Consider the following 18,707-nt stretch of genomic DNA (forward strand, 5'->3'; position numbering starts at 1 on the left):
TCCCCTGGGCGTCTTCCCTGTAGAGGCTCCGCGGGGGCCGGAAGCCCTCGCGGGTTCCGTACGCGTGTCAAGGTTTAGGACGATTTGAACACTTTCCGCTCGGCCTTGGTTCCGCAGAGTGAATAAGGGGCCCAATAGCAGATCTCAGCTTGACTCGCCCGGAGCAGCACACTTGTAATTTCACTCGTGTCGTTCAGCCGGAATCGGTAACGGCTGGATCACGGGGACGCGAAGGACGGACGAGGGGCGCACATGACCGAGCTGGTGCAGCAACTGCTGGTCGACGACGCGGACGAGGAGCTCGGCTGGCAGGAGCGCGCGCTGTGCGCCCAGACCGACCCCGAGTCCTTCTTCCCCGAGAAGGGCGGCTCGACCCGGGAGGCGAAGAAGGTCTGCCTCGCGTGCGAGGTCCGCTCCGAGTGCCTCGAGTACGCCCTCGCCAACGACGAGCGCTTCGGCATCTGGGGCGGCCTGTCCGAGCGGGAGCGCCGCCGGCTGAAGAAGGCCGCCGTCTGACGCGGCGGCACATCACCGCCGTACGCACAGCACGCGTGCCACTTCGCGCATACGTCGCTCAAGGCCCGTCGCGGGTGGGTCGTCCACAGGCGGCGGGCCGCTCCGCCCGTCCGTCGCCCGGCCACCGCCCCTCATCGAGACGCTCCGCACCGCCCCGTTCCATCTGCCGATAGTGTGGTCGCTCGTCCGAGACGCCCCGCTGCCCCCATCGGGCACAGGCGTCCCCCACAGACCACCGAACCGGGGCCCGTACCTCGATGTCCGTGCACAGTCACACGGCAGCCCGGCAAGACCTCGCTGCCACAGCCGGGTTCGACCCGACCCGCCCGCCCGAGTTCCCGCGTCACGTGGTGACGGCGGTCCTCGTCTCCCACGACGGCGCCCGCTGGCTGCCCGACGCGCTCGCCGGGCTGCTCGGCCAGGAGCGCCCCGTCCAGTTCGCCATGGGCGCCGACACCGGCAGCGCGGACGACTCCGCCCGGCTGGTCGCCGAGGCCCTCGGCGACGACCACGTACTGCACCTCGCCCGGCGCACCGGCTTCGGCCAGGCGGTCGAGGAGTGCCACCGCAACGCCCCGCACCTCACGCCGGACGACCTGCCGTACCTGAAGCGGCCGAGCGGCTGGGACCCGGTCACCCGCAGCTGGCGCGACGACGCCTACGACCTGCCGGAACTCCCGCACGGGGAGCCGGTGCAGTGGCTGTGGCTGCTGCACGACGACTGCGCCCCCGAACCCGACGCGCTGGCCCGGATGCTGCGCGTCGTGGAGAACGAGTACGAACTCGGCCGTGACGACGTCGCCGTCGTCGGCCCCAAGCTCCGCGGCTGGTACGACCGCAGGCAGCTCCTCGAGGTCGGCGTCTCCATCGCCAACTCCGGGCGCCGCTGGACCGGCCTGGACCGCCGCGAACAGGACCAGGGCCAGCACGACCACGTACGGTCCGTGCTGTCGGTGTCCACCGCCGGCATGCTGATCCGCCGCGACGTCTTCGACCGGCTCGGCGGGTTCGACCGGCACCTGCCCCTCATGCGCGACGACGTCGACCTGTGCTGGCGCGCCCACTCCGCGGGACACCGGGTCCTGATCGCCCCCGACGCGGTCGTCCGGCACGCCGAAGCCGCCTCCCGCGAGCGCCGCACCGTCGACTGCGTGGGCCGCACCTCCGCCTCCCCGCACAAGGTGGACAAGGCGGGCGCCGTCTACACCCTGCTCGTCAACGCCCGCACGGCCGCCCTGCCCTGGGTGCTGCTCCGGGTCGTCCTCGGCACCCTGCTGCGCACCCTCGCCTACCTCGTCGGCAAGGTCCCCGGACAGGCCGTCGACGAGATCCGCGGCCTCATGGGCACCCTGCTGCGACCCGAACGGATCCTCGCCGGGCGGCGTCACCGCGGCAGCCCGCAGCCCGACAAGGGCGAGATGCGGCCGCTGTTCCCGCCGCCCGGCGCGACCGTCCGCGTCACCGTGGAACAGGTCGCGAGCAGCCTCGTCGGACGCTCCGACCCCGAAGCCGCCTCCGGCGCGGGACGCCACGGCGGCACCGTCGAGTCCGGACCCGGCGGCGACGACGCCGACTTCCTGGAGGTCGAGCAGTTCGCCCGCCTCAAGCGGATCGCCCGCAAGCCCGGGCCGGTGCTCTTCCTGGTGCTGCTGCTGGTCTCCCTCGCGGCCTGCCGCCAGCTCCTCGGCGGCGGCGCGCTCGCGGGCGGCGCCCTGCTCCCCGCGCCCGCCGGCGCCGGTGAGCTGTGGGACCGCTACACCGACGCCTGGCACACCGTGGGCGCCGGCGGCACCGGATCCGCACCGCCCTACCTGGCGATCGTCGCGGCCTTCGCCTCCCTCCTGCTCGGCTCCACCGGCCTCGCCGTCACGATCCTCCTGGTCTGCTCGGTACCGCTGGCCGGCCTCACCGCGTACTTCGCCTCCCGCCCGCTCGTCGAGTCCCGGCTGCTGCGCGCGTGGGCGGCCGTCGCCTACGCCTTCCTGCCCGCCGCGACCGGCGCCCTGGCCGGCGGCCGCATCGGCACCGCCGTGCTCGCCGTACTGCTGCCGCTGATCGCCCGCGCGGGCATCGCCGCGAGCGGCCTCACGAGTCCCGAGGGCACCCGCGGCAGCTGGCGCGCCACCTGGGCGTACGCCCTGCTGCTGACGGTCACCACGGCGTTCACCCCGATCGTGTGGCCCGTCGCCCTGGTCCTCGGTGCCGGCGTACTGGCCCTGCGCAGGAGCGACATCCCGGCCTACGGACTGCGCTTCCTGGCCCAGCTGGGCACCCCCCTGCTGGTCCTCGCCCCGTGGTCGCTCTCCCTCCTCCCGCTCGGCTTCTTCCGGGAAGCGGGCCTGGAGTACGGCCCCTCCGCCGCCTCCGCCCTCGACCTGCTCGGCGCGAGCCCGGGCGGCCCGGGCACCGTCGGCGGCCTGCTGCTCATCGGCCTGGTGCTCGCCGCGCTCGCGGCCCTGCTCCGCTCCGAACGCCGGACGGCGATCCTCACCGCGTGGGCGGCCGCCCTGGTGGGCCTCGTCTTCGCGGTCCTGTCCAACAGCTCCACCTGGGCGGGTCCCGCCACCCTCGTCTACGGCATCGCCGTCCTGGCCGCCGCCACGCTCGGCGCCGACGGGGCACGCGCGCGTGTCGCCGAGCAGAGCTTCGGCTGGCGCCAGCCGGTCGCCGCGCTGATCGCCCTCGCCTGCGCGGTCGGTCCGCTGGTCGCCGTCGCCGGCTGGGTGATCCGCGGCGCCGACGGGCCCGTGGAGCGGCGCGACCCCGTCCAGGTGCCCGCGTTCGTCGCCGAGGAGAGCGGCACCCGGGACCAGGCACGCACCCTCGTCCTCGACAGCGACTCCACCGCCCGGGTCGGCTACGTCCTGGTCCGCGGCTCCGGCGCCCGCATGGGCGACGCGGAGACCGCCGCGGTGGACGGCGAGAACATCGCGCTCGACAAGGTCGTCGCCAACCTCGTCGCCGGCTCCGGCGCCGACCAGGCCGACCAGCTCGGCGGCTTCGCCGTCCGCTACGTCCTCGTCCACCCGGGCGCACCCCGCGAGGTCACCCGGGTCCTGGACGCCACCCCCGGCCTGTCCCGGCTCAGCCAGCGGGCGGGCGGCGCGCTGTGGCGGGTGGACCGGCAGGTCGCCCGCGCGAGCATCGTCCCCGCCGAGGACGGCGACGGCGAGCCCGTGCCCGTCGCCGCCGGACCGGTCGACGTCCACACCGAGATCCCGGACGGCGCGGAGGGCCGCGTCCTGCGCCTCGCCGACACCGCCGCCGAGGGCTGGACCGCCACCCTCGACGGCAAGCCGCTGACCCGCACCACGGTCGACGGCTGGGCCCAGGGCTTCGAACTCCCCGCCTCCGGCGGCACGCTGGACGTCACCTACGACGACCCGGTCACCCACACCGCCTGGCTGTGGGCCCAGGGCCTGCTCGCCGTCGTCCTCGTCGTCATGGCCCTGCCCGGCCGCCGCCGCGACATCGACGACGACCTGCCCGAGGAGCCGGCCGTCCCCGCCGAGGCCATGGCCGGCGAGGGCCGCCGCGCCCGCCGCCTGCGCGCCCAGGCCGAGGCGGAGGCGGAGGCGGAGGCAGGGACGGAATCCGCCGCCGAAGCACCGGGCGCCGACGAGGACTTCCCCACCCCGCCCGAGCAGCCTCCCGCCCCCGTCCCGCAACAGCCCGACTACGGCGACTGGGACGCGGCGGCGCAGTACCCGAACGCCTACCCGGACGAGCAGTACCAGCAGTACCCGGCGGACGCCTACGGCCGGCCCCACCCGGCGGAGGCCTACCCCCAGGGCGGCGAGTACGACCCGTACGCCTACGGCACCCAGCAGACGCCGTACGACCAGACCTACACACAGGGCTACGACCAGAACTACCCACAGGGTTACGACACGTCGTACGACCCCCACGGCACGGGCAGTGAGCGTCCCGACGGGAGCCAGCAGTGAACCGCACCACCCTGTCCCTGATCGCGGGCGTGACCGCGCTCGCCGCCGTCACCGGCTTCGCCGCGGTGTCCTCACCGGACGCCAAGGCCACGGGCGGGACGGCGGAGGCGGCGGCCCACCTCCCCGTGGAACGCACGAGCCTGGTGTGCCCCCCGCCCAGCACCTCCGACCTGGCCGAGACGACGTACACGTCCTTCACACCGGTCACGAAGGGCACGGAGAACGAGGGCCGGGCCGAACTCCGGCCGGCCACGGAGCAGAAGCCGGACGAGCAGAAGCCGGACGAGCCGAAGTCCGAGGACGACAAGGACGCCACGTCCGAGAAGCCCGTACTGGAGCCCGAGGAGCCCGGCAAGCCGGTCGCCGGGGAGACGACCGGCGGCGAGTCCCCCGCCCTCCTCGGCATCGCCGAGGGCCGCTTCGCGCCGGGCTGGACCGTGCAGGGGACGACAACGGTCACCGCGGGCACGGGCCGGGGCATGCACGGCGTCACCTGCACGGCCCCGGACACGGAGTTCTGGTTCCCCGGCACGAGCACCGACGCCGACCGCACCGACTACGTCCATCTGTCCAACCCCGACGACTCGGCGGCGGTCGTGGACATCGAGCTCTACGGCAAGGACGGTGCCCTCGAGACGACGGTGGGGGAGGACATCACGGTCCAGCCGCACTCCGCCGAGCCGGTCCTGCTCTCGACGCTCACCGACGAGAAGCAGACCGACGTGACCGTGCACGTGGTGGTCCGCAGCGGCAGGGTCGGCGCCGCCGTACAGGCCCTGGACGGCAGGCTGGGCGGCGACTGGCTGCCCGCGTCGGCCGACCCGTCCGGCAGCCTGGTCCTGCCCGGCATCCCGAAGGACGCCACCGCCGTACGCCTGGTCGCCTTCACCCCCGGTGACGCCGACGTCGACCTGAAGGTGCGCCTCGCCTCCCCCTCCGGCCTGATCACCCCGGCCGGCCACGACACCCTCCACGTGAAGGGCGGCATGACGACGGCCGTCGACCTGGGCGACATCATGCGCGGCGAGGCGGGCTCCCTGGTCCTGACGGCGGCGGACGACTCCGTCCCGGTCGTGGCGGCGGCACGGGTGCTGCGCGGCAAGGGCGACAGCCAGGAGTCGGCCTTCGTCCCGGCCGCACGACAGGTCGGCACGCGTGCGACGTCCGTGGACAACACGGCCAAGGGCACGACGCTCTCGGTGACGGCTCCCGAGGGCACGGCGAAGATCACGGTCACGGCTTCGGCGGGCACCGAGGGGGGTACGGCGGCCTCGAAGACGTACACGATCAAGTCGGGCACGACGCAGGACATCGAGGCGCCGGTGCCGGCCGGGGCGAAGGGCACGTACGCCCTCACCGTGGAACCCCGGTCGGACATGCCGGTCTACGCGTCCCGGACGCTGACGGCGACGGAGAACGGCGTCCCGTTCTTCACGGTCCAGCCCCTCCCGGACGACCGGGGAACGGTCGCGGTACCGCAGTCGACCGAGGACCTGTCGATCCTGCAGAACTGACCACGAACCGGGGGCGGATCCGAGCCGGATCCGCCCCGCACCCCCGCGAACAGCCGTCCGCCCTCGCGTTCCCGCGGGCGGTCGTGCCGCAGGGCGGCACGGGTGGGCGCGACGGCACCCCGCAAGCGTCGGGCTGCGCGCAACCCCACCCCGGCCCACACCCACGCCGGGGCACCCGCAAGGCGCCGGGCCACGCAGGCACTCACACGCGGCGTCAGTCCTCCCCGTACCGGGGATCCACCGTCTCCGGCGTCAGCCCCAGCAGCTCCGCCACCTGCTCGACCACGACCTCGTGCACAAGAGCCGCCCGCTCGTCCCGCCCCTTGGTACGGATCTCCACCGGCCGCCGATAGATCACCACCCGCGCCGACCGCCCCTCACGGGCAGCCACGGTCCCACCCAGCGGTACCGTCTCATCGCTCCAGGCCCTCCCGTCCAGCCGCGGCACATCCAGCACCAGGAAATCGATGTCGGCCAACTGCGGCCACCGCCGCTCCAGCCGTTCCACGGAGTCCTGCACGAGATCCGCGAACGTCTCCGCACGGCTCGCGGCGAGCGGCACCTGCGGGGGTGCGATCGGGCCGCGCATGCCCCGGCCGTGGCGATCACGGCGTCGGGGCCCGGGGCCGGGGTCGGCGGTACGGGGCGTCACAGAGCTGTCCATCACCGCGAAGCGTAGTCGTCACGTCGCCGCCCCGCCCGATCCCCGCACCCCTTCCGGCCGACCCACACGGCATGTCACAACATGACCATTCCGGCCAAGGTTGGGCTCGATTCCGTATCTCTCCGAGACCGATGACCTCAAGGTAATTGGCAGTGTTTGTACCAACTGGTGACCGGAATCAGAATCGGCCGGACCCCCGAACCCCCGCGTCCCGCCAGGTCGGCGAGGTGTGCCCAAAGGGGCATGTGGGGCGGTTCACGCCACGACACGGGGGAGTGACCTGGTGGAGAGTCGTCGCGGCCCGCTCAAGAGTGCGGTACCGTCCAACATCGTGAGCCCTGTACGTCGCTGTTCGCGCACCGCCTGCGGCCGTCCCGCCGTCGCGACGCTGACGTACGTCTACGCCGACTCGACCGCGGTCCTCGGCCCGCTCGCCACCTACGCCGAACCTCACTGCTACGACCTGTGCGCGGAACACTCCGAGCGTCTCACCGCACCACGCGGCTGGGAGGTCGTCCGTCTGCTCGACGGTTCGGCCCCGGCCCAGCCCAGCGGAGACGACCTGGAAGCGCTTGCGAACGCGGTGCGCGAGGCGGCCCGCCCCCAGGAGCGGGCGGCGGGAGCGGGTGGCGGCTCCCGCACCGCGGACCCCATGGAGGTCGCGCGCCGCGGCCACCTGCGCGTACTCCGCTCCCCGGACAACTGACCGGGCGAGCCGCCCTCTCCGACGGCGCAACGTACGAGCACGGCGAGCGGCTGACCGACAAGGAGAAGACCGAGCTCCTGCACCTGGAGCAGCGCGCCGCGCGGCGCAAGCAGCACCGCAGGTCCGGCGAACGCACCAGCCGCCGACCGCACCACACCTACGACCGGATCGCAGGACTGCGCGCGAAAGCCAAGCGCCGGGCCCTGGACCGGCAGCACCGGACGGCCACCGCCATCGCCCGCACCTACGGCACCGTCGTGGTCGAAGCACTCACCATCACGAACATGGTCACATCGGCCAGGGGAACCATCGAGACACCAGGGAAGAACGTCGCCCAGAAAACCGGGCTGAACCGCTCCCTCAGAGGTGAGGCCCGGGGCCGCACGGTCACCCTGCTCACGTACAGGACCGCCCAGCTCGGCGGCACCCTGGTCAAGGTCCCCGCCCCCGGCACCTCCCGGCGCTGCTCCGCCTGTGGTCTCACCACGCCCGGCAGCCGGGAGGGCAGTCGTCAGGCGCGCCAAGCGCGCCAAGCCCGCTGCCGCGAGGTAAGCAGGAATCTCCCGGCCTCAGCCGGGAGAGCACTCAAGGGTAGTTTGTGGTGACCGACAGGACTTCCGGAAGGGCTGGCCGTGGCTGCTGATCTGTCGCAGATCGTGAAGGCGTACGACGTGCGCGGAGTCGTTCCCGACCAGTGGGACGAGTCCCTGGCCGAACTCTTCGGCGCCGCCTTCGTCCGGGTGACCGGCAGGGCCGCCGTCGTCACCGGTCACGACATGCGGCCGTCGTCCCCCGGGCTGTCGGGCGCCTTCGCACGCGGGGCGGCGGCCCAGGGCGCCGACGTCACCGAGATCGGCCTGTGCTCCACGGACCAGCTCTACTACGCCTCGGGCGCGCTGAACCTCCCCGGCGCGATGTTCACCGCGTCCCACAACCCGGCCCGGTACAACGGCATCAAGCTGTGCCGCGCGGGCGCCGCCCCCGTCGGCCAGGACACCGGTCTGGCCGACATCCGGGAACTCGTCGAGCGGTGGAGCGGGTCGGGCGCCCCGGAGCCGGCCGGTACCCGGGGGACGATCACCCGGCGCGACACGCTGGACGACTACGCGGCACACCTGCGCTCGCTCGTCGACCTGACCTCGATCCGCCCCCTGAAGGCCGTCGTCGACGCGGGCAACGGCATGGGCGGGCACACGGTCCCGACGGTCTTCGCCGGCCTGCCGCTCACCCTCGTCCCGATGTACTTCGAACTCGACGGCACCTTCCCCAACCACGAGGCCAACCCCCTCGACCCGGCCAACCTCGTCGACCTGCAGAGGCGGGTCCGCGAGGAGGGCGCCGACCTCGGCCTCGCCTTCGACGGCGACGCCGACCGCTGCTTCGTCGTCGACGAGCGGGGCGAACCGGTCTCCCCGTCCGCGATCACCGCCCTGGTCGCCTCCCGCGAGCTGGCACGCAACGGCGGCAAGGGCACGATCATCCACAACCTGATCACGTCCTGGTCGGTCCCCGAGGTCGTACGGGAGAACGGCGGCACCCCCGAGCGCACCCGCGTGGGCCACTCCTTCATCAAGGCCGAGATGGCCAGGACCGGCGCGATCTTCGGCGGCGAGCACTCCGCGCACTACTACTTCCGCGACTTCTGGAACGCCGACACGGGCATGCTGGCCGCCCTGCACGTCCTTGCCGCCCTCGGCGGCCAGCAGGGCACGCTGTCGGCCCTGGTCGCGCAGTACGACCGCTACGCGGGCTCCGGCGAGATCAACTCCACGGTCGACGACCAGACCGCTCGCCTCGCCGCGATCAGGGCCGCGTACGAGGGCCGCGACGGCATCACCCTCGACGAACTGGACGGCCTCACCGTCACCTCCACCGACTGGTGGTTCAACGTCCGCCCCTCCAACACGGAACCCCTCCTCCGCCTGAACGCAGAGGCCCGGGACGAGCCCACCATGAAAAAAATCCGCGACGAAGCCCTGGCCATCATCAGAGCGTCCTGACCCCCGCCCCCGCGGGCAGCCGACCCTGCGGGGTCTCGTTCCCGCGGGCAGTCGTGCCTCCCCCAGGGCGGCACGGGCGGGCGGTGGGGGCACCTCCCGCTCATGGGGGTCCCTCCCGCTCGAGCGAAGTCGGGAGTGGGGGAGAAGCCGGAGAGCGGGGAGGCACCCCGCAAGCACCGGGCCGCGCGAACACCCCCGGCCCCCACCCACGCCGAGCACCCCGCAAGCACCGGCCGACGCAGACCCGCTCCCACCCCGCCCACTCCGCCACTCACCCCCCACCAGCGGTACCCTGACCAGCACATCCACCCAGCGAAGGGACCCCCATGCCACTCGAAGCCGGCCTCCTGGAGATCCTCGCCTGCCCGGCCTGCCACTCCCCCCTCAAGGAGCAGGACACGGAACTGATCTGCACCGGCCAGAACTGCGGCCTGGCCTACCCCGTCCGCGACGGCATCCCCGTACTCCTCGTCGACGAGGCTCGCCGCCCCGCATAACGGGTAACCGGCACACCACGTACCGCCGACGCCCCGCCGATCGGAGACCGGAGCCTGTCGCCCATGCTCGACGAATCGCTGCTCGACTCACCGGAGGGCCTCGCCGAGGCCGACCGCCGCGCCCTGCTCCGCGGCGCCGCAGAAGCCGGCGCCCGCGTCCGCACCGCCGCACGGCACGCCGCCGAGGCCGGCGTCAACGACCTGAAGCCCGACGGCCGCCCCCGCGCCGTACTCATCGCCGGCCCCGGCGCCGCCGCCACCCATACCGCAGACCTCCTCGGCACCCTGGCCGGCGCCGGCAGTCCCGTCACCCGCCTCGCACCCACCGGCGTCGCCCCCGCGGCAGGCGCCCTGCGCTGGGAACTGCCCGGCTGGGCCGGCTCCGTGGACCTGCTCCTCATCGCCACCCCGGACGGCACCGAACCGGGCCTGTCCCTGCTCTCCGAACAGGCCTACCGCCGCGGTTGCACCGTCGTCGCCGTCGCCCCCGCCCGCACCCCGCTCGCCGAGACGGTGAGCGGCTCCGTCGGCCTGTTCGTCCCCATGGCCACCGCGTCCTACGACCAGGACGAACCCCTGGCCGCCTCCGCCCCCGGCGTCCTGTGGGCGCTGCTCACCCCGCTGCTCGCGCTTCTGGACCGCACCGGCCTGCTCACCGCCCCGCCGGACGCCCTGGAGAAGGTCGCCGACCGCCTCGACGGCATCGCCGAACGCTGCGGTCCGGCCATCGCGACGTACAGCAACCCCGCCAAGACCCTGGCCGCCGAACTCGCCGACGCGCTCCCCGTCGTATGGACCGAAGGAGTCTCGGCCGGCCCGGCGGGCCGCCGCTTCGCCGCCGCCCTCGCCGAGCTTTCCGGCACCCCCGCCGTCGTCGCCGAACTCCCCGAGGCGCTCGCCGCGCACAGCGCCCTGCTGTCCGGCCGGCACGCCGCCGGCGCGGACCCGGACGACTTCTTCCGTGACCGCGTGGAGGAAGCACCCGCCCTGCACGCGCGCGTGGTGCTGCTCCGCGACCGCCCCATCGGCGGCCTCACCGCCGCCCCCGCCGCCCGTGACCTGGCACTCACCCACGACACGCCGATCAGCGAGCTGGAACCGGAGGAGGGCGGCGAACTGGAGACCCTCGCGGAACTGATCGCCGTCACGGATTTCGCCGCCGTTTACCTGGCGCTCGCCTCGGGAGCCTGATCATGCCCGGGAACACCTGACCCTCCCTCCGCGCAGACGCACGGCACGCACCGCGCGTACGCGTGAGAACCGGCAGAAGGAACGCAGAGAACCCCATGGACCGCCTCGACAACACCATCCGCCCCTACGCCTGGGGGTCCACCACCGCCATCCCGGGGCTGCTCGGCACCGAACCGACCGGCGAGCCGCAGGCGGAGATGTGGATGGGCGCCCACCCCGGCGCGCCCTCGCGCACCGACCGGGGCACGCTCGTCGAGGTCATCGACGCCGACCCGGAGCGGGAACTCGGCGCGGACTCGGTCGCCAAGTTCGGCCCCCGCCTGCCCTTCCTGCTCAAACTCCTCGCCGCCGGAGCCCCGCTCTCCCTCCAGGTCCACCCCGACCTGACCCAGGCGAAGGAGGGCCACGCGGACGAGGAGCGCCGCGGAGTCCCCGTCACCGCCCCGCACCGCAACTACAAGGACGCCAACCACAAGCCCGAACTGATCTGCGCTCTCACCGAGTTCGACGGTCTGTGCGGCTTCCGCGACCCGCAGCGCGCCGCCGAGCTCCTCGACGGCCTCGGCGTCGACTCCCTCAAGCCGTACGTCGACCTGCTGCACGCCCACCCCGAAGAGGCGGCCCTGCGCGAGGTCCTCACCGCGATCCTCACCGCCGACCCCGAGGCGATGGCCCGCACCGTCACCGAGACGGCCGCCGCCTGCGACCGCCTCGGCGGCGACTACGCCCCGTACGCCGACATCGCCCACCACTACCCGGGCGACCCCGGTGTCATCGCCGCGATGCTCCTCAACCACGTCCGGCTCCAGCCCGGCGAGGCCCTCTTCCTCGGCGCCGGCGTCCCACACGCCTACCTCGACGGCCTCGGCGTCGAGATCATGGCCAACTCCGACAACGTCCTGCGCTGCGGCCTCACCCCCAAACACGTCGACGTCCCCGAACTCCTGCGCATCGTCCGCTTCGAGGCCGGCGACCCCGGCGTGCTGCGCCCGGAGGCCGGCCCGGACGGCGAGGAGGTCTACGAGACCCCCATCGACGAGTTCCGCCTCTCCCGCTACGTCCTCCCCGCGGGCGGCGCCACCCACGACCTCACCCTGACCACCCCGCAGATCCTGCTCTGCACCGCCGGCTCCGTACGAGCGGGCGAGCACGACCTGACCCCGGGCACCTCCGTGTTCGTCCCTTCGGGTGAAAAGGCCGAAGTATCGGGTACCGGAACCCTGTTCAGGGCCACCGTCGTCGCCTGATCACCCCGTGACGGCGACCTGACACGCCGTCGCCGAACCGGGCTGCAACAATGGCCCACCGTCAAAGGACGGGCAAAGTCCCGGGCGGCGTGCACTCACGCCTGCCCGGGCCCCACACGGCGTACGAAGGGACAACGCGAACACATGAGCGCGTCAGGCGGCACCAAGGCGATCGTGGCGGCACTCGTCGCCAACCTCGCGATCGCGGTAGCGAAGTTCGTGGCGTTCATCTTCAGTAACTCGTCATCGATGCTCGCCGAGTCCGTGCACTCGCTCGCCGACTCCGGCAACCAGGCCCTGCTCCTCGTCGGCGGCAAGAGGGCACAGCGCCAGGCCACCCCGCAGCACCCCTTCGGCTACGGCCGGGAGCGCTACATCTACGCCTTCCTCGTCTCCATCGTGCTGTTCTCGGTCGGTGGCATGTTCGCCCTCTACGAGGGCTACGAGAAGATCAAGCACCCGCACGAGCTGACGCACTGGTACTGGCCGGTCGGCGTCCTCGTCTTCGCGATCATCGCCGAGACCTTCTCCTTCCGTACCGCCATCAAGGAGTCCAACGTCCTGCGCGGCGGGCGCTCCTGGAAGGAGTTCGTCCGCCACGCCAAGGCGCCCGAGCTGCCGGTCGTCCTCCTGGAAGACCTCGGCGCGCTCGTCGGCCTGATCCTCGCCCTCGGCGGTGTCGGCATGGCCCTGGCCACCGGCGACAGCGTCTGGGACGGCATCGGCACCCTCTGCATCGGCGTCCTGCTCATCCTGATCGCCCTGGTCCTCGCCGTCGAGACGAAGTCGCTGCTGCTCGGTGAGGCCGCGGGCGCCGAGGAGACCCAGAAGATCGAGGCCGCCGTCGTCGACGGCGACACCGTCACCCGCATCATCCACATGCGTACCCTCCACATCGGTCCCGAGGAGCTGCTGGTCGCCGCGAAGATCGCCGTCCGGCACGACGACACGGCCGGCGAGATCGCCTCCGCCATCGATGCCGCCGAGTCCCGCATCCGCGACGCCGTCCCGATCGCCCGGGTGATCTACCTCGAGCCCGACATCTACAGTGAGACCGAAGCCGCCAAGGGCGCCGACCCCAAGGCCACCCCCGGCGGCCCGACGCCGCACGACACCGCTCACTGAGTCCTGACCCCGCCGGGAACCACAGGACCTCATGACGAAGGGGCCCGCCACAACGGCGGGCCCCTCCGTCGTCCGGGCGGCGCCGCGCGTCAGAAGTGCGCGGGCCACAACTCCGTACTGAACTCCGCACCGGGCCGGTACGCGGGTGCCGTGCTCTCGCCCCGCACATCGGCCATCCCGTGGTCCAGCCGCAGAGCCCCCAGGGCCACCACCGTCAGCAGCCCTGCCGCGAGCATCACCCATCACGCGACCAGCGTGCCCCGCCCCGGGTCCATGCCCGAACCCCTCCCCGCACGGCCCGTCCGCGCGGGGCGGGGCCGGCAGCCCGCACGGCGACGGCCACTGGGGAACCGGGAGCGGGCTGCTCGCCAGATCGGCCTGATGTGTACGCGGGCGGACTGGGGTCGGCCCGGCCCGGCGGTGTAGCTTGGGACGGAGCCAGACGTCGCTGCTGATGGCGGTCGGGCGGTCCACCGAGGACCGGCCGAGGGAGAGAGGGCCTCCGACGGACTGTGCTGCGCGCACGCGGGCATACCTGTGTCCTCCTCGGGCACCCCTGTGTCCGCCGCCGTGCAGACCAGCCGTACCCACCTCGACCCACACCCCGAGGAGCAGCTCGTAATGACGACTGTCGACAACCGACAGGACTTCAAGGTCGCCGACCTCTCCCTGGCCGAGTTCGGCCGCAAGGAGATCACCCTCGCCGAGCACGAGATGCCCGGCCTGATGGCGATCCGCAAGGAGTTCGCCGAGGCCCGGCCCCTGGCCGGCGCCCGGGTCACCGGCTCCCTGCACATGACCGTGCAGACCGCCGTCCTCATCGAGACCCTGACCGCCCTCGGCGCACAGGTCCGCTGGGCGTCCTGCAACATCTTCTCCACCCAGGACCACGCCGCGGCCGCCATCGCCGTCGGCCCGAACGGCACGCCCGACAACCCGCAGGGCGTTCCGGTCTTCGCCTGGAAGGGCGAGACCCTGGAGGAGTACTGGTGGTGCACCGAGCAGGCGCTGACCTGGCCGGACAGCCCCACCGGTGGCCCCAACATGATCCTTGACGACGGCGGTGACGCCACCCTCCTCGTCCACAAGGGCGTCGAGTACGAGAAGGACGGAAAGGTCCCCTCCGTCGACACCGCCGAGAACGACGAACACCGCGTCATCCTCGAGCTCCTCAACCGCACCATCACCGAGGGCTCACAGAAGTGGACCCAGCTCGCCTCCGAGATCCGCGGTGTCACCGAGGAGACCACGACCGGCGTCCACCGCCTGTACGAGATGCAGCGCGACGGCACCCTCCTGTTCCCGGCGATCAACGTCAACGACGCCGTCACCAAGTCGAAGTTCGACAACAAGTACGGCTGCCGCCACTCCCTGATCGACGGCATCAACCGCGCCACCGACACCCTGATCGGCGGCAAGACCGCGGTCGTGTTCGGTTACGGCGACGTGGGCAAGGGCTGCGCGGAGTCCCTCCGCGGTCAGGGCGCCCGCGTGATCATCACCGAGATCGACCCGATCTGCGCCCTGCAGGCCGCGATGGACGGCTACCAGGTCACGACGCTCGACGAGGTCGTCGACAAGGCCGACATCTTCGTCACCACGACCGGCAACAAGGACATCATCATGGCCGCCGACATGGCCAAGATGAAGCACCAGGCCATCGTCGGCAACATCGGCCACTTCGACAACGAGATCGACATGGCCGGCCTCGCCAAGGTCCCCGGCATCGTCAAGGACGAGATCAAGCCGCAGGTCCACACCTGGACCTTCCCCGACGGCAAGAAGATCATCGTCCTCTCCGAGGGCCGCCTGCTGAACCTGGGCAACGCCACCGGCCACCCGTCGTTCGTGATGTCCAACTCCTTCGCGGACCAGACCCTGGCCCAGATCGAGCTGTTCACCAAGCCCGACGAGTACCCGACCGGCGTCTACGTGCTGCCCAAGCACCTCGACGAGAAGGTCGCCCGCCTCCACCTCGACGCACTCGGCGTCAAGCTGACCACGCTCCGCCCGGAGCAGGCCGAGTACATCGGTGTGCAGGTCGAGGGCCCGTTCAAGTCGGACCACTACCGCTACTGAGCCCGAGCTCCCACCGCGGGGAGTCCGTCCGCGCACGGACGGACTCCCCGGCAGCAGGTCCTCCGAGGCAGGCCCCCGCACCCCCGTGTCGGGGGCCTGCCCCATGGGCGGACCGGAGCCCGGCCCAGTCCGTCACGACCCAGGACCCCCATGCCCCGCGGCCGCTATTCGCTCCACGATCCGCACGATCACACCCCCCTCGCAGAAGAGCACTTCCACTGCGCCCCCGGCCCTTCCGGCTGGCGCTACGTCTCCCAGCTCACCGCCCCCTCAGGCGATCACCTGGGCTCGGTCGACCTCGCCCTCGACGAACTCGGCCGCCCCATCCGCCTCGAACTCCACGCCGCGAGCTGGCAGGTCCGCGGCGCCGCTCTCGACGGCGTCACCTGGGTCCGCACCGACCCCACCGGAACCCACGCCACCGAAGGCAATGCGCGCGCCCACGCCTTCACCGGCTCGTCCCCCGCCTTCCTCGTCGCCACCGCCCGCCTCCTGCGCCTCACCCCCTCGGCATCAGCCACCCGCGTACGCCTCGTCGCCTTCACGGACCCGGTCCTCGCCCCGCGCACCCTGGACCAGTCCTGGGCGCTGGTGAAAAGAGAAGCACACGCCACTGACAACGGCCCCCTGACCATGGACGAATACCAGGTCACAGCCTTGGACACGGGCGAGCAGCACTCCGTGCACCTCGCCGGGGACGTGGTCCTCGCGGCCCCCGGCATCGAGCTGGAGGACCTCGAATCGCCACCGTCGGTCTTCGACTGACCGGCGCCTTCCGAAGGCACCTACGCCGGCGGGGCGAACCCCGTCGACGGCCGATCGGCCGACGATCCCTTCTGCGGCAGGGCGGCCCGCTCCGCCACGGTTCCCGGCTCCGCCGACGGATACGCAGTCGGCCGTACATCCGGCGTGACGGCCGCAGCGGGATACACCGGCGAGGCAGGGGAACCCGCCGGACCGGCCGTACCCACGGGCCCGCCACCTCCAGCCGACCCGTGTCCGAACGCCCGCCGGGCCTCCCGGGCCTGCCGCTCCTGCACCACCGCCGCGAGATACGCCGCAGACGGCACCCCCGGCGGCACCGGCGCCCCCGTGCGCCCAGCCAGGTCCGCGGCCAGCCGTTCCGCCATCGACCAGCCGACCTGCGGATCGAGCTGCCCCATCCGCGTCAGGTACTGCCGGACGGCAAGCCACAGGCCATCGGGCACCGCCGACAGATCAAGCCCCGAGAAACGCCCGGCCAACCACGGCGGAGGCGGCGGCACGAACCCCGCCTGTCCGACCGGCACCCGCTCCCGTACGACCAGAGTCCCCGCGAACACATCCCCGAGCCGCCGCCCCCGCGCCGAAACCAGGGACGCCACGCAGGCCACGACCCCGAGCGTCATCAGGATCTCGATCACACCGATCAGGCCCCGCACCAGCGCGTGCCGGAACCGGATCGGTCCCCCGTCGTCCCGCACCACCCGCAGCCCGCAGGCCATCTTCCCGAGCGACCGCCCATGGCTGAGCGTCTCGACCAGGATCGGCCCACCGACCAGCACGAGGACGAACAAGGTGATCGATATCGCCGTCTGCGCCGCCTCGTCCAACGAGGCCGTGGCAGCCACCAGAGCGATGGCCACCGCGACATAGGCGGCCACGGCCGCCACCAGATCGAGCAGCACGGCCAGCGCCCTGCTGGGCAGCCTCGCGGGGCGCAGCTCCAACGCCACCGCCTCGCCCGTCACCAGCTCACTCACGCCCGCCGCCCTTCCCTGGCCTGCCCCGAACACCGCCAGTCTGCCAAGCTGATGGCACATCGCACCGCAGTACGACCAGCCGATCAAGCAGATCATCCTTTCACCGGTCCGGCCGACCGCCGATGAACAGCCGAGGAGCAGGCACACCGATGGACCTCGACGTCTTCGTCTCCGCCCACCGCGCGGAGTGGGACCGCCTCGACGCCCTGCTCCGGCGCCAGCGCCGCCTCACCGGCGCGGAAGCCGACGAACTCGTCACCCTCTACCAGCGCACGGCCACCCATCTCTCCCTGATCCAGTCGGCCGCCCCCGACCCGCAGCTGACCGGCCGGCTCAGCCAGCTGGTGGCACGCGCGCGCAGCGCCGTGACCGGCGCCCGCCGCGCCTCCTGGCGGGACGTCACACGCTTCCTGTCCCACAGCTTCCCGGCCGCCGTCTACAAATCACGCCACTGGTGGGTGCCCACAGCGCTCCTCTCGACAGCCGTCGCGGCACTCCTCGGCTGGTGGATAGGCACCCACCCCGAAGTGCAGGCGTCCATAGCGGCTCCCAGCGAGCTGCGCGAGCTCACCCGTCCCGGCGGCCAGTACGAGACGTACTACTCGAGCCACCCCGCGGCGTCCTTCGCCGCCCAGGTCTGGACGAACAACGCGTGGGCCGCGGCCCTCTGCCTGATCCTGGGCGTCTTCCTGGGCCTGCCGGTCCTCTGGATCCTCTTCCAGAACATGCTCAACCTGGGCGTCGGCTTCGGTCTGATGTCCTCCGCCGGCCGACTCGACACCTTCCTCGGCCTCGTCCTGCCGCACGGCCTCCTGGAACTCACCGCGGTCTTCGTCGCAGCCGGAACCGGCCTCCGCCTCGGCTGGACCGTCATCGATCCGGGTCCCCGCACCCGCCGCACAGCCTTGGCGGCAGAAGGCCGGGCAGCCCTGGCCATGGCGATCGGCCTCGCCCTGGTCCTCTTCGTCTCCGGCGCCATCGAAGGCTTCGTCACCCCATCGGGCCTGCCCACCTGGGCGCGCATCACCATCGGAGTCATCGCCGAGCTGACCTTCCTGGCCTACGTCTATGTCCTGGGCGGACGTGCGGCGCGCGCCGGCGAAACCGGTGACCTGGAGGCGTCCGAACGCAGCGCCGACGTGCCCATGGCTGCCTGATGTGCGCGAGGGACCACTGAGCTGCTAGTCTCCTCTTCGCCCCGCAGGACCCGTTGACACGGATCCGGTGGGGAGGTAGATTCAAACAGTTGCCTGGAGACGGGGTCTGACCCGGAAGGCGACAGTGAGCATCTGTCAGCTTCTCATCGAAACGCTGATTTCGAAGAAGCACCTCCTGATAAATCGGAAAACGAAGGCCGGTCAGTCCGCCCTAAAACTTCTGATAAAGTCGGAGCCGCCGGAAAGGGAAACGCGGAAGCGGGAACCTGGAAAGCACCGAGGAAATCGGGTCGGGAAGATCTGATAGAGTCGGAAACGCAAG

At 72.3% G+C, this 18,707-nt stretch carries 15 protein-coding genes and 1 pseudogene; 13 read left to right on the top strand and 3 right to left on the bottom strand.

The features are described from left to right. Positions 1-252: 252 nt before the first annotated feature. From ACFXAE_RS29160 to ACFXAE_RS29170, 3 genes are all read left to right on the top strand, one after another. Positions 253-516, top strand: coding sequence for a WhiB family transcriptional regulator (locus ACFXAE_RS29160; protein ID WP_003975777.1), 264 nt, complete (start codon positions 253-255; stop codon positions 514-516). Between the two features lie 257 nt (positions 517-773). Further along, positions 774-4,463 (top strand): glycosyltransferase, encoded by a 3,690-nt coding sequence (locus tag ACFXAE_RS29165; RefSeq protein ID WP_384720181.1) that lies wholly within the window; start codon positions 774-776, stop codon positions 4,461-4,463. Then, complete coding sequence (locus ACFXAE_RS29170) at positions 4,460-5,977, top strand: DUF5719 family protein (protein ID WP_384720184.1); 1,518 nt, start codon at positions 4,460-4,462, stop codon at positions 5,975-5,977. Before ACFXAE_RS29165 ends, ACFXAE_RS29170 begins: the two co-directional genes overlap by 4 nt. A 214-nt stretch (positions 5,978-6,191) precedes the next feature. On the opposite strand, the gene ACFXAE_RS29175 is transcribed toward ACFXAE_RS29170, so the two are convergent. Further along, positions 6,192-6,641 (bottom strand): metallopeptidase family protein, encoded by a 450-nt coding sequence (locus tag ACFXAE_RS29175; protein ID WP_384720187.1) that lies wholly within the window; start codon positions 6,639-6,641, stop codon positions 6,192-6,194. 283 nt (positions 6,642-6,924) lie between these two features. Between ACFXAE_RS29175 and ACFXAE_RS29180 the strand changes: the two genes are divergently transcribed. From ACFXAE_RS29180 to ACFXAE_RS29210, 7 genes and pseudogenes are all read left to right on the top strand, one after another. Then, positions 6,925-7,347 (top strand): DUF3499 domain-containing protein, encoded by a 423-nt coding sequence (locus ACFXAE_RS29180; RefSeq protein WP_040907000.1) that lies wholly within the window; start codon positions 6,925-6,927, stop codon positions 7,345-7,347. Continuing rightward, positions 7,278-7,850: pseudogene (locus tag ACFXAE_RS29185) on the top strand (RNA-guided endonuclease TnpB family protein); the annotation flags it as partial. The gene ACFXAE_RS29180 and the pseudogene ACFXAE_RS29185, both read left to right, overlap by 70 nt. Before the next feature lie 129 nt (positions 7,851-7,979). Then, positions 7,980-9,347 carry a phosphomannomutase/phosphoglucomutase gene (locus ACFXAE_RS29190; protein WP_384720191.1) on the top strand — a complete coding sequence of 456 codons (1,368 nt, stop codon included), beginning with the start codon at positions 7,980-7,982 and terminating at the stop codon, positions 9,345-9,347. A 326-nt stretch (positions 9,348-9,673) separates the two neighbouring features. Beyond that, positions 9,674-9,844 (top strand): Trm112 family protein, encoded by a 171-nt coding sequence (locus ACFXAE_RS29195; protein ID WP_217131152.1) that lies wholly within the window; start codon positions 9,674-9,676, stop codon positions 9,842-9,844. Between the two features lie 63 nt (positions 9,845-9,907). Then, positions 9,908-11,035 carry an SIS domain-containing protein gene (locus ACFXAE_RS29200; protein ID WP_384720195.1) on the top strand — a complete coding sequence of 376 codons (1,128 nt, stop codon included), beginning with the start codon at positions 9,908-9,910 and terminating at the stop codon, positions 11,033-11,035. Between the two features lie 95 nt (positions 11,036-11,130). Beyond that, positions 11,131-12,282 carry a mannose-6-phosphate isomerase, class I gene (manA, locus tag ACFXAE_RS29205; RefSeq protein ID WP_384720197.1) on the top strand — a complete coding sequence of 384 codons (1,152 nt, stop codon included), beginning with the start codon at positions 11,131-11,133 and terminating at the stop codon, positions 12,280-12,282. 144 nt (positions 12,283-12,426) lie between these two features. Continuing rightward, the gene (locus ACFXAE_RS29210; protein ID WP_384720200.1) at positions 12,427-13,407 is read left to right on the top strand and encodes a cation diffusion facilitator family transporter; all 981 of its coding nucleotides are present in this window, start codon (positions 12,427-12,429) and stop codon (positions 13,405-13,407) included. Positions 13,408-13,496: 89 nt separating this feature from the next. On the opposite strand, the gene ACFXAE_RS29215 is transcribed toward ACFXAE_RS29210, so the two are convergent. After that, positions 13,497-13,643 (bottom strand): hypothetical protein, encoded by a 147-nt coding sequence (locus ACFXAE_RS29215; RefSeq protein ID WP_384720203.1) that lies wholly within the window; start codon positions 13,641-13,643, stop codon positions 13,497-13,499. Positions 13,644-14,028: 385 nt separating this feature from the next. On the opposite strand from ACFXAE_RS29215, the gene ahcY reads away from it, so the two are divergent. Together ahcY and ACFXAE_RS29225 are read left to right on the top strand one after the other, a co-directional pair. Next, positions 14,029-15,486 carry an adenosylhomocysteinase gene (gene ahcY / locus ACFXAE_RS29220; protein ID WP_384720206.1) on the top strand — a complete coding sequence of 486 codons (1,458 nt, stop codon included), beginning with the start codon at positions 14,029-14,031 and terminating at the stop codon, positions 15,484-15,486. Positions 15,487-15,636: 150 nt separating this feature from the next. Next, a complete protein-coding gene (locus ACFXAE_RS29225) occupies positions 15,637-16,251 on the top strand; it encodes a hypothetical protein (RefSeq protein WP_384720209.1) in 615 nt (204 codons plus the stop codon). A gap of 20 nt (positions 16,252-16,271) precedes the next feature. On the opposite strand, the gene ACFXAE_RS29230 is transcribed toward ACFXAE_RS29225, so the two are convergent. Beyond that, entirely contained in the window at positions 16,272-17,228 is a 957-nt protein-coding gene (locus ACFXAE_RS29230; protein ID WP_384720215.1) for an RDD family protein, read from the bottom strand. A 149-nt stretch (positions 17,229-17,377) separates the two neighbouring features. On the opposite strand from ACFXAE_RS29230, the gene ACFXAE_RS29235 reads away from it, so the two are divergent. Further along, a complete protein-coding gene (locus ACFXAE_RS29235; protein WP_384720212.1) occupies positions 17,378-18,385 on the top strand; it encodes a stage II sporulation protein M in 1,008 nt (335 codons plus the stop codon). Positions 18,386-18,707: the final 322 nt, after the last annotated feature.

The sequence above is a fragment of the Streptomyces sp. NPDC059454 genome (assembly GCF_042749965.1).
Lineage (GTDB): Bacteria > Actinomycetota > Actinomycetes > Streptomycetales > Streptomycetaceae > Streptomyces.

Coding starts and splice junctions, on each gene's coding strand:
- ACFXAE_RS29215 (WP_384720203.1), bottom strand. CDS start 13,643: ATGCTCGCGGCAGGGCTGCTGACGGTGGTGGCCCTGGGGGCTCTGCGG.
- ahcY (WP_384720206.1), top strand. CDS start 14,029: ATGACGACTGTCGACAACCGACAGGACTTCAAGGTCGCCGACCTCTCC.
- manA (WP_384720197.1), top strand. CDS start 11,131: ATGGACCGCCTCGACAACACCATCCGCCCCTACGCCTGGGGGTCCACC.
- ACFXAE_RS29175 (WP_384720187.1), bottom strand. CDS start 6,641: ATGGACAGCTCTGTGACGCCCCGTACCGCCGACCCCGGCCCCGGGCCC.
- ACFXAE_RS29195 (WP_217131152.1), top strand. CDS start 9,674: ATGCCACTCGAAGCCGGCCTCCTGGAGATCCTCGCCTGCCCGGCCTGC.
- ACFXAE_RS29225 (WP_384720209.1), top strand. CDS start 15,637: ATGCCCCGCGGCCGCTATTCGCTCCACGATCCGCACGATCACACCCCC.
- ACFXAE_RS29160 (WP_003975777.1), top strand. CDS start 253: ATGACCGAGCTGGTGCAGCAACTGCTGGTCGACGACGCGGACGAGGAG.
- ACFXAE_RS29235 (WP_384720212.1), top strand. CDS start 17,378: ATGGACCTCGACGTCTTCGTCTCCGCCCACCGCGCGGAGTGGGACCGC.
- ACFXAE_RS29200 (WP_384720195.1), top strand. CDS start 9,908: ATGCTCGACGAATCGCTGCTCGACTCACCGGAGGGCCTCGCCGAGGCC.
- ACFXAE_RS29210 (WP_384720200.1), top strand. CDS start 12,427: ATGAGCGCGTCAGGCGGCACCAAGGCGATCGTGGCGGCACTCGTCGCC.
- ACFXAE_RS29165 (WP_384720181.1), top strand. CDS start 774: ATGTCCGTGCACAGTCACACGGCAGCCCGGCAAGACCTCGCTGCCACA.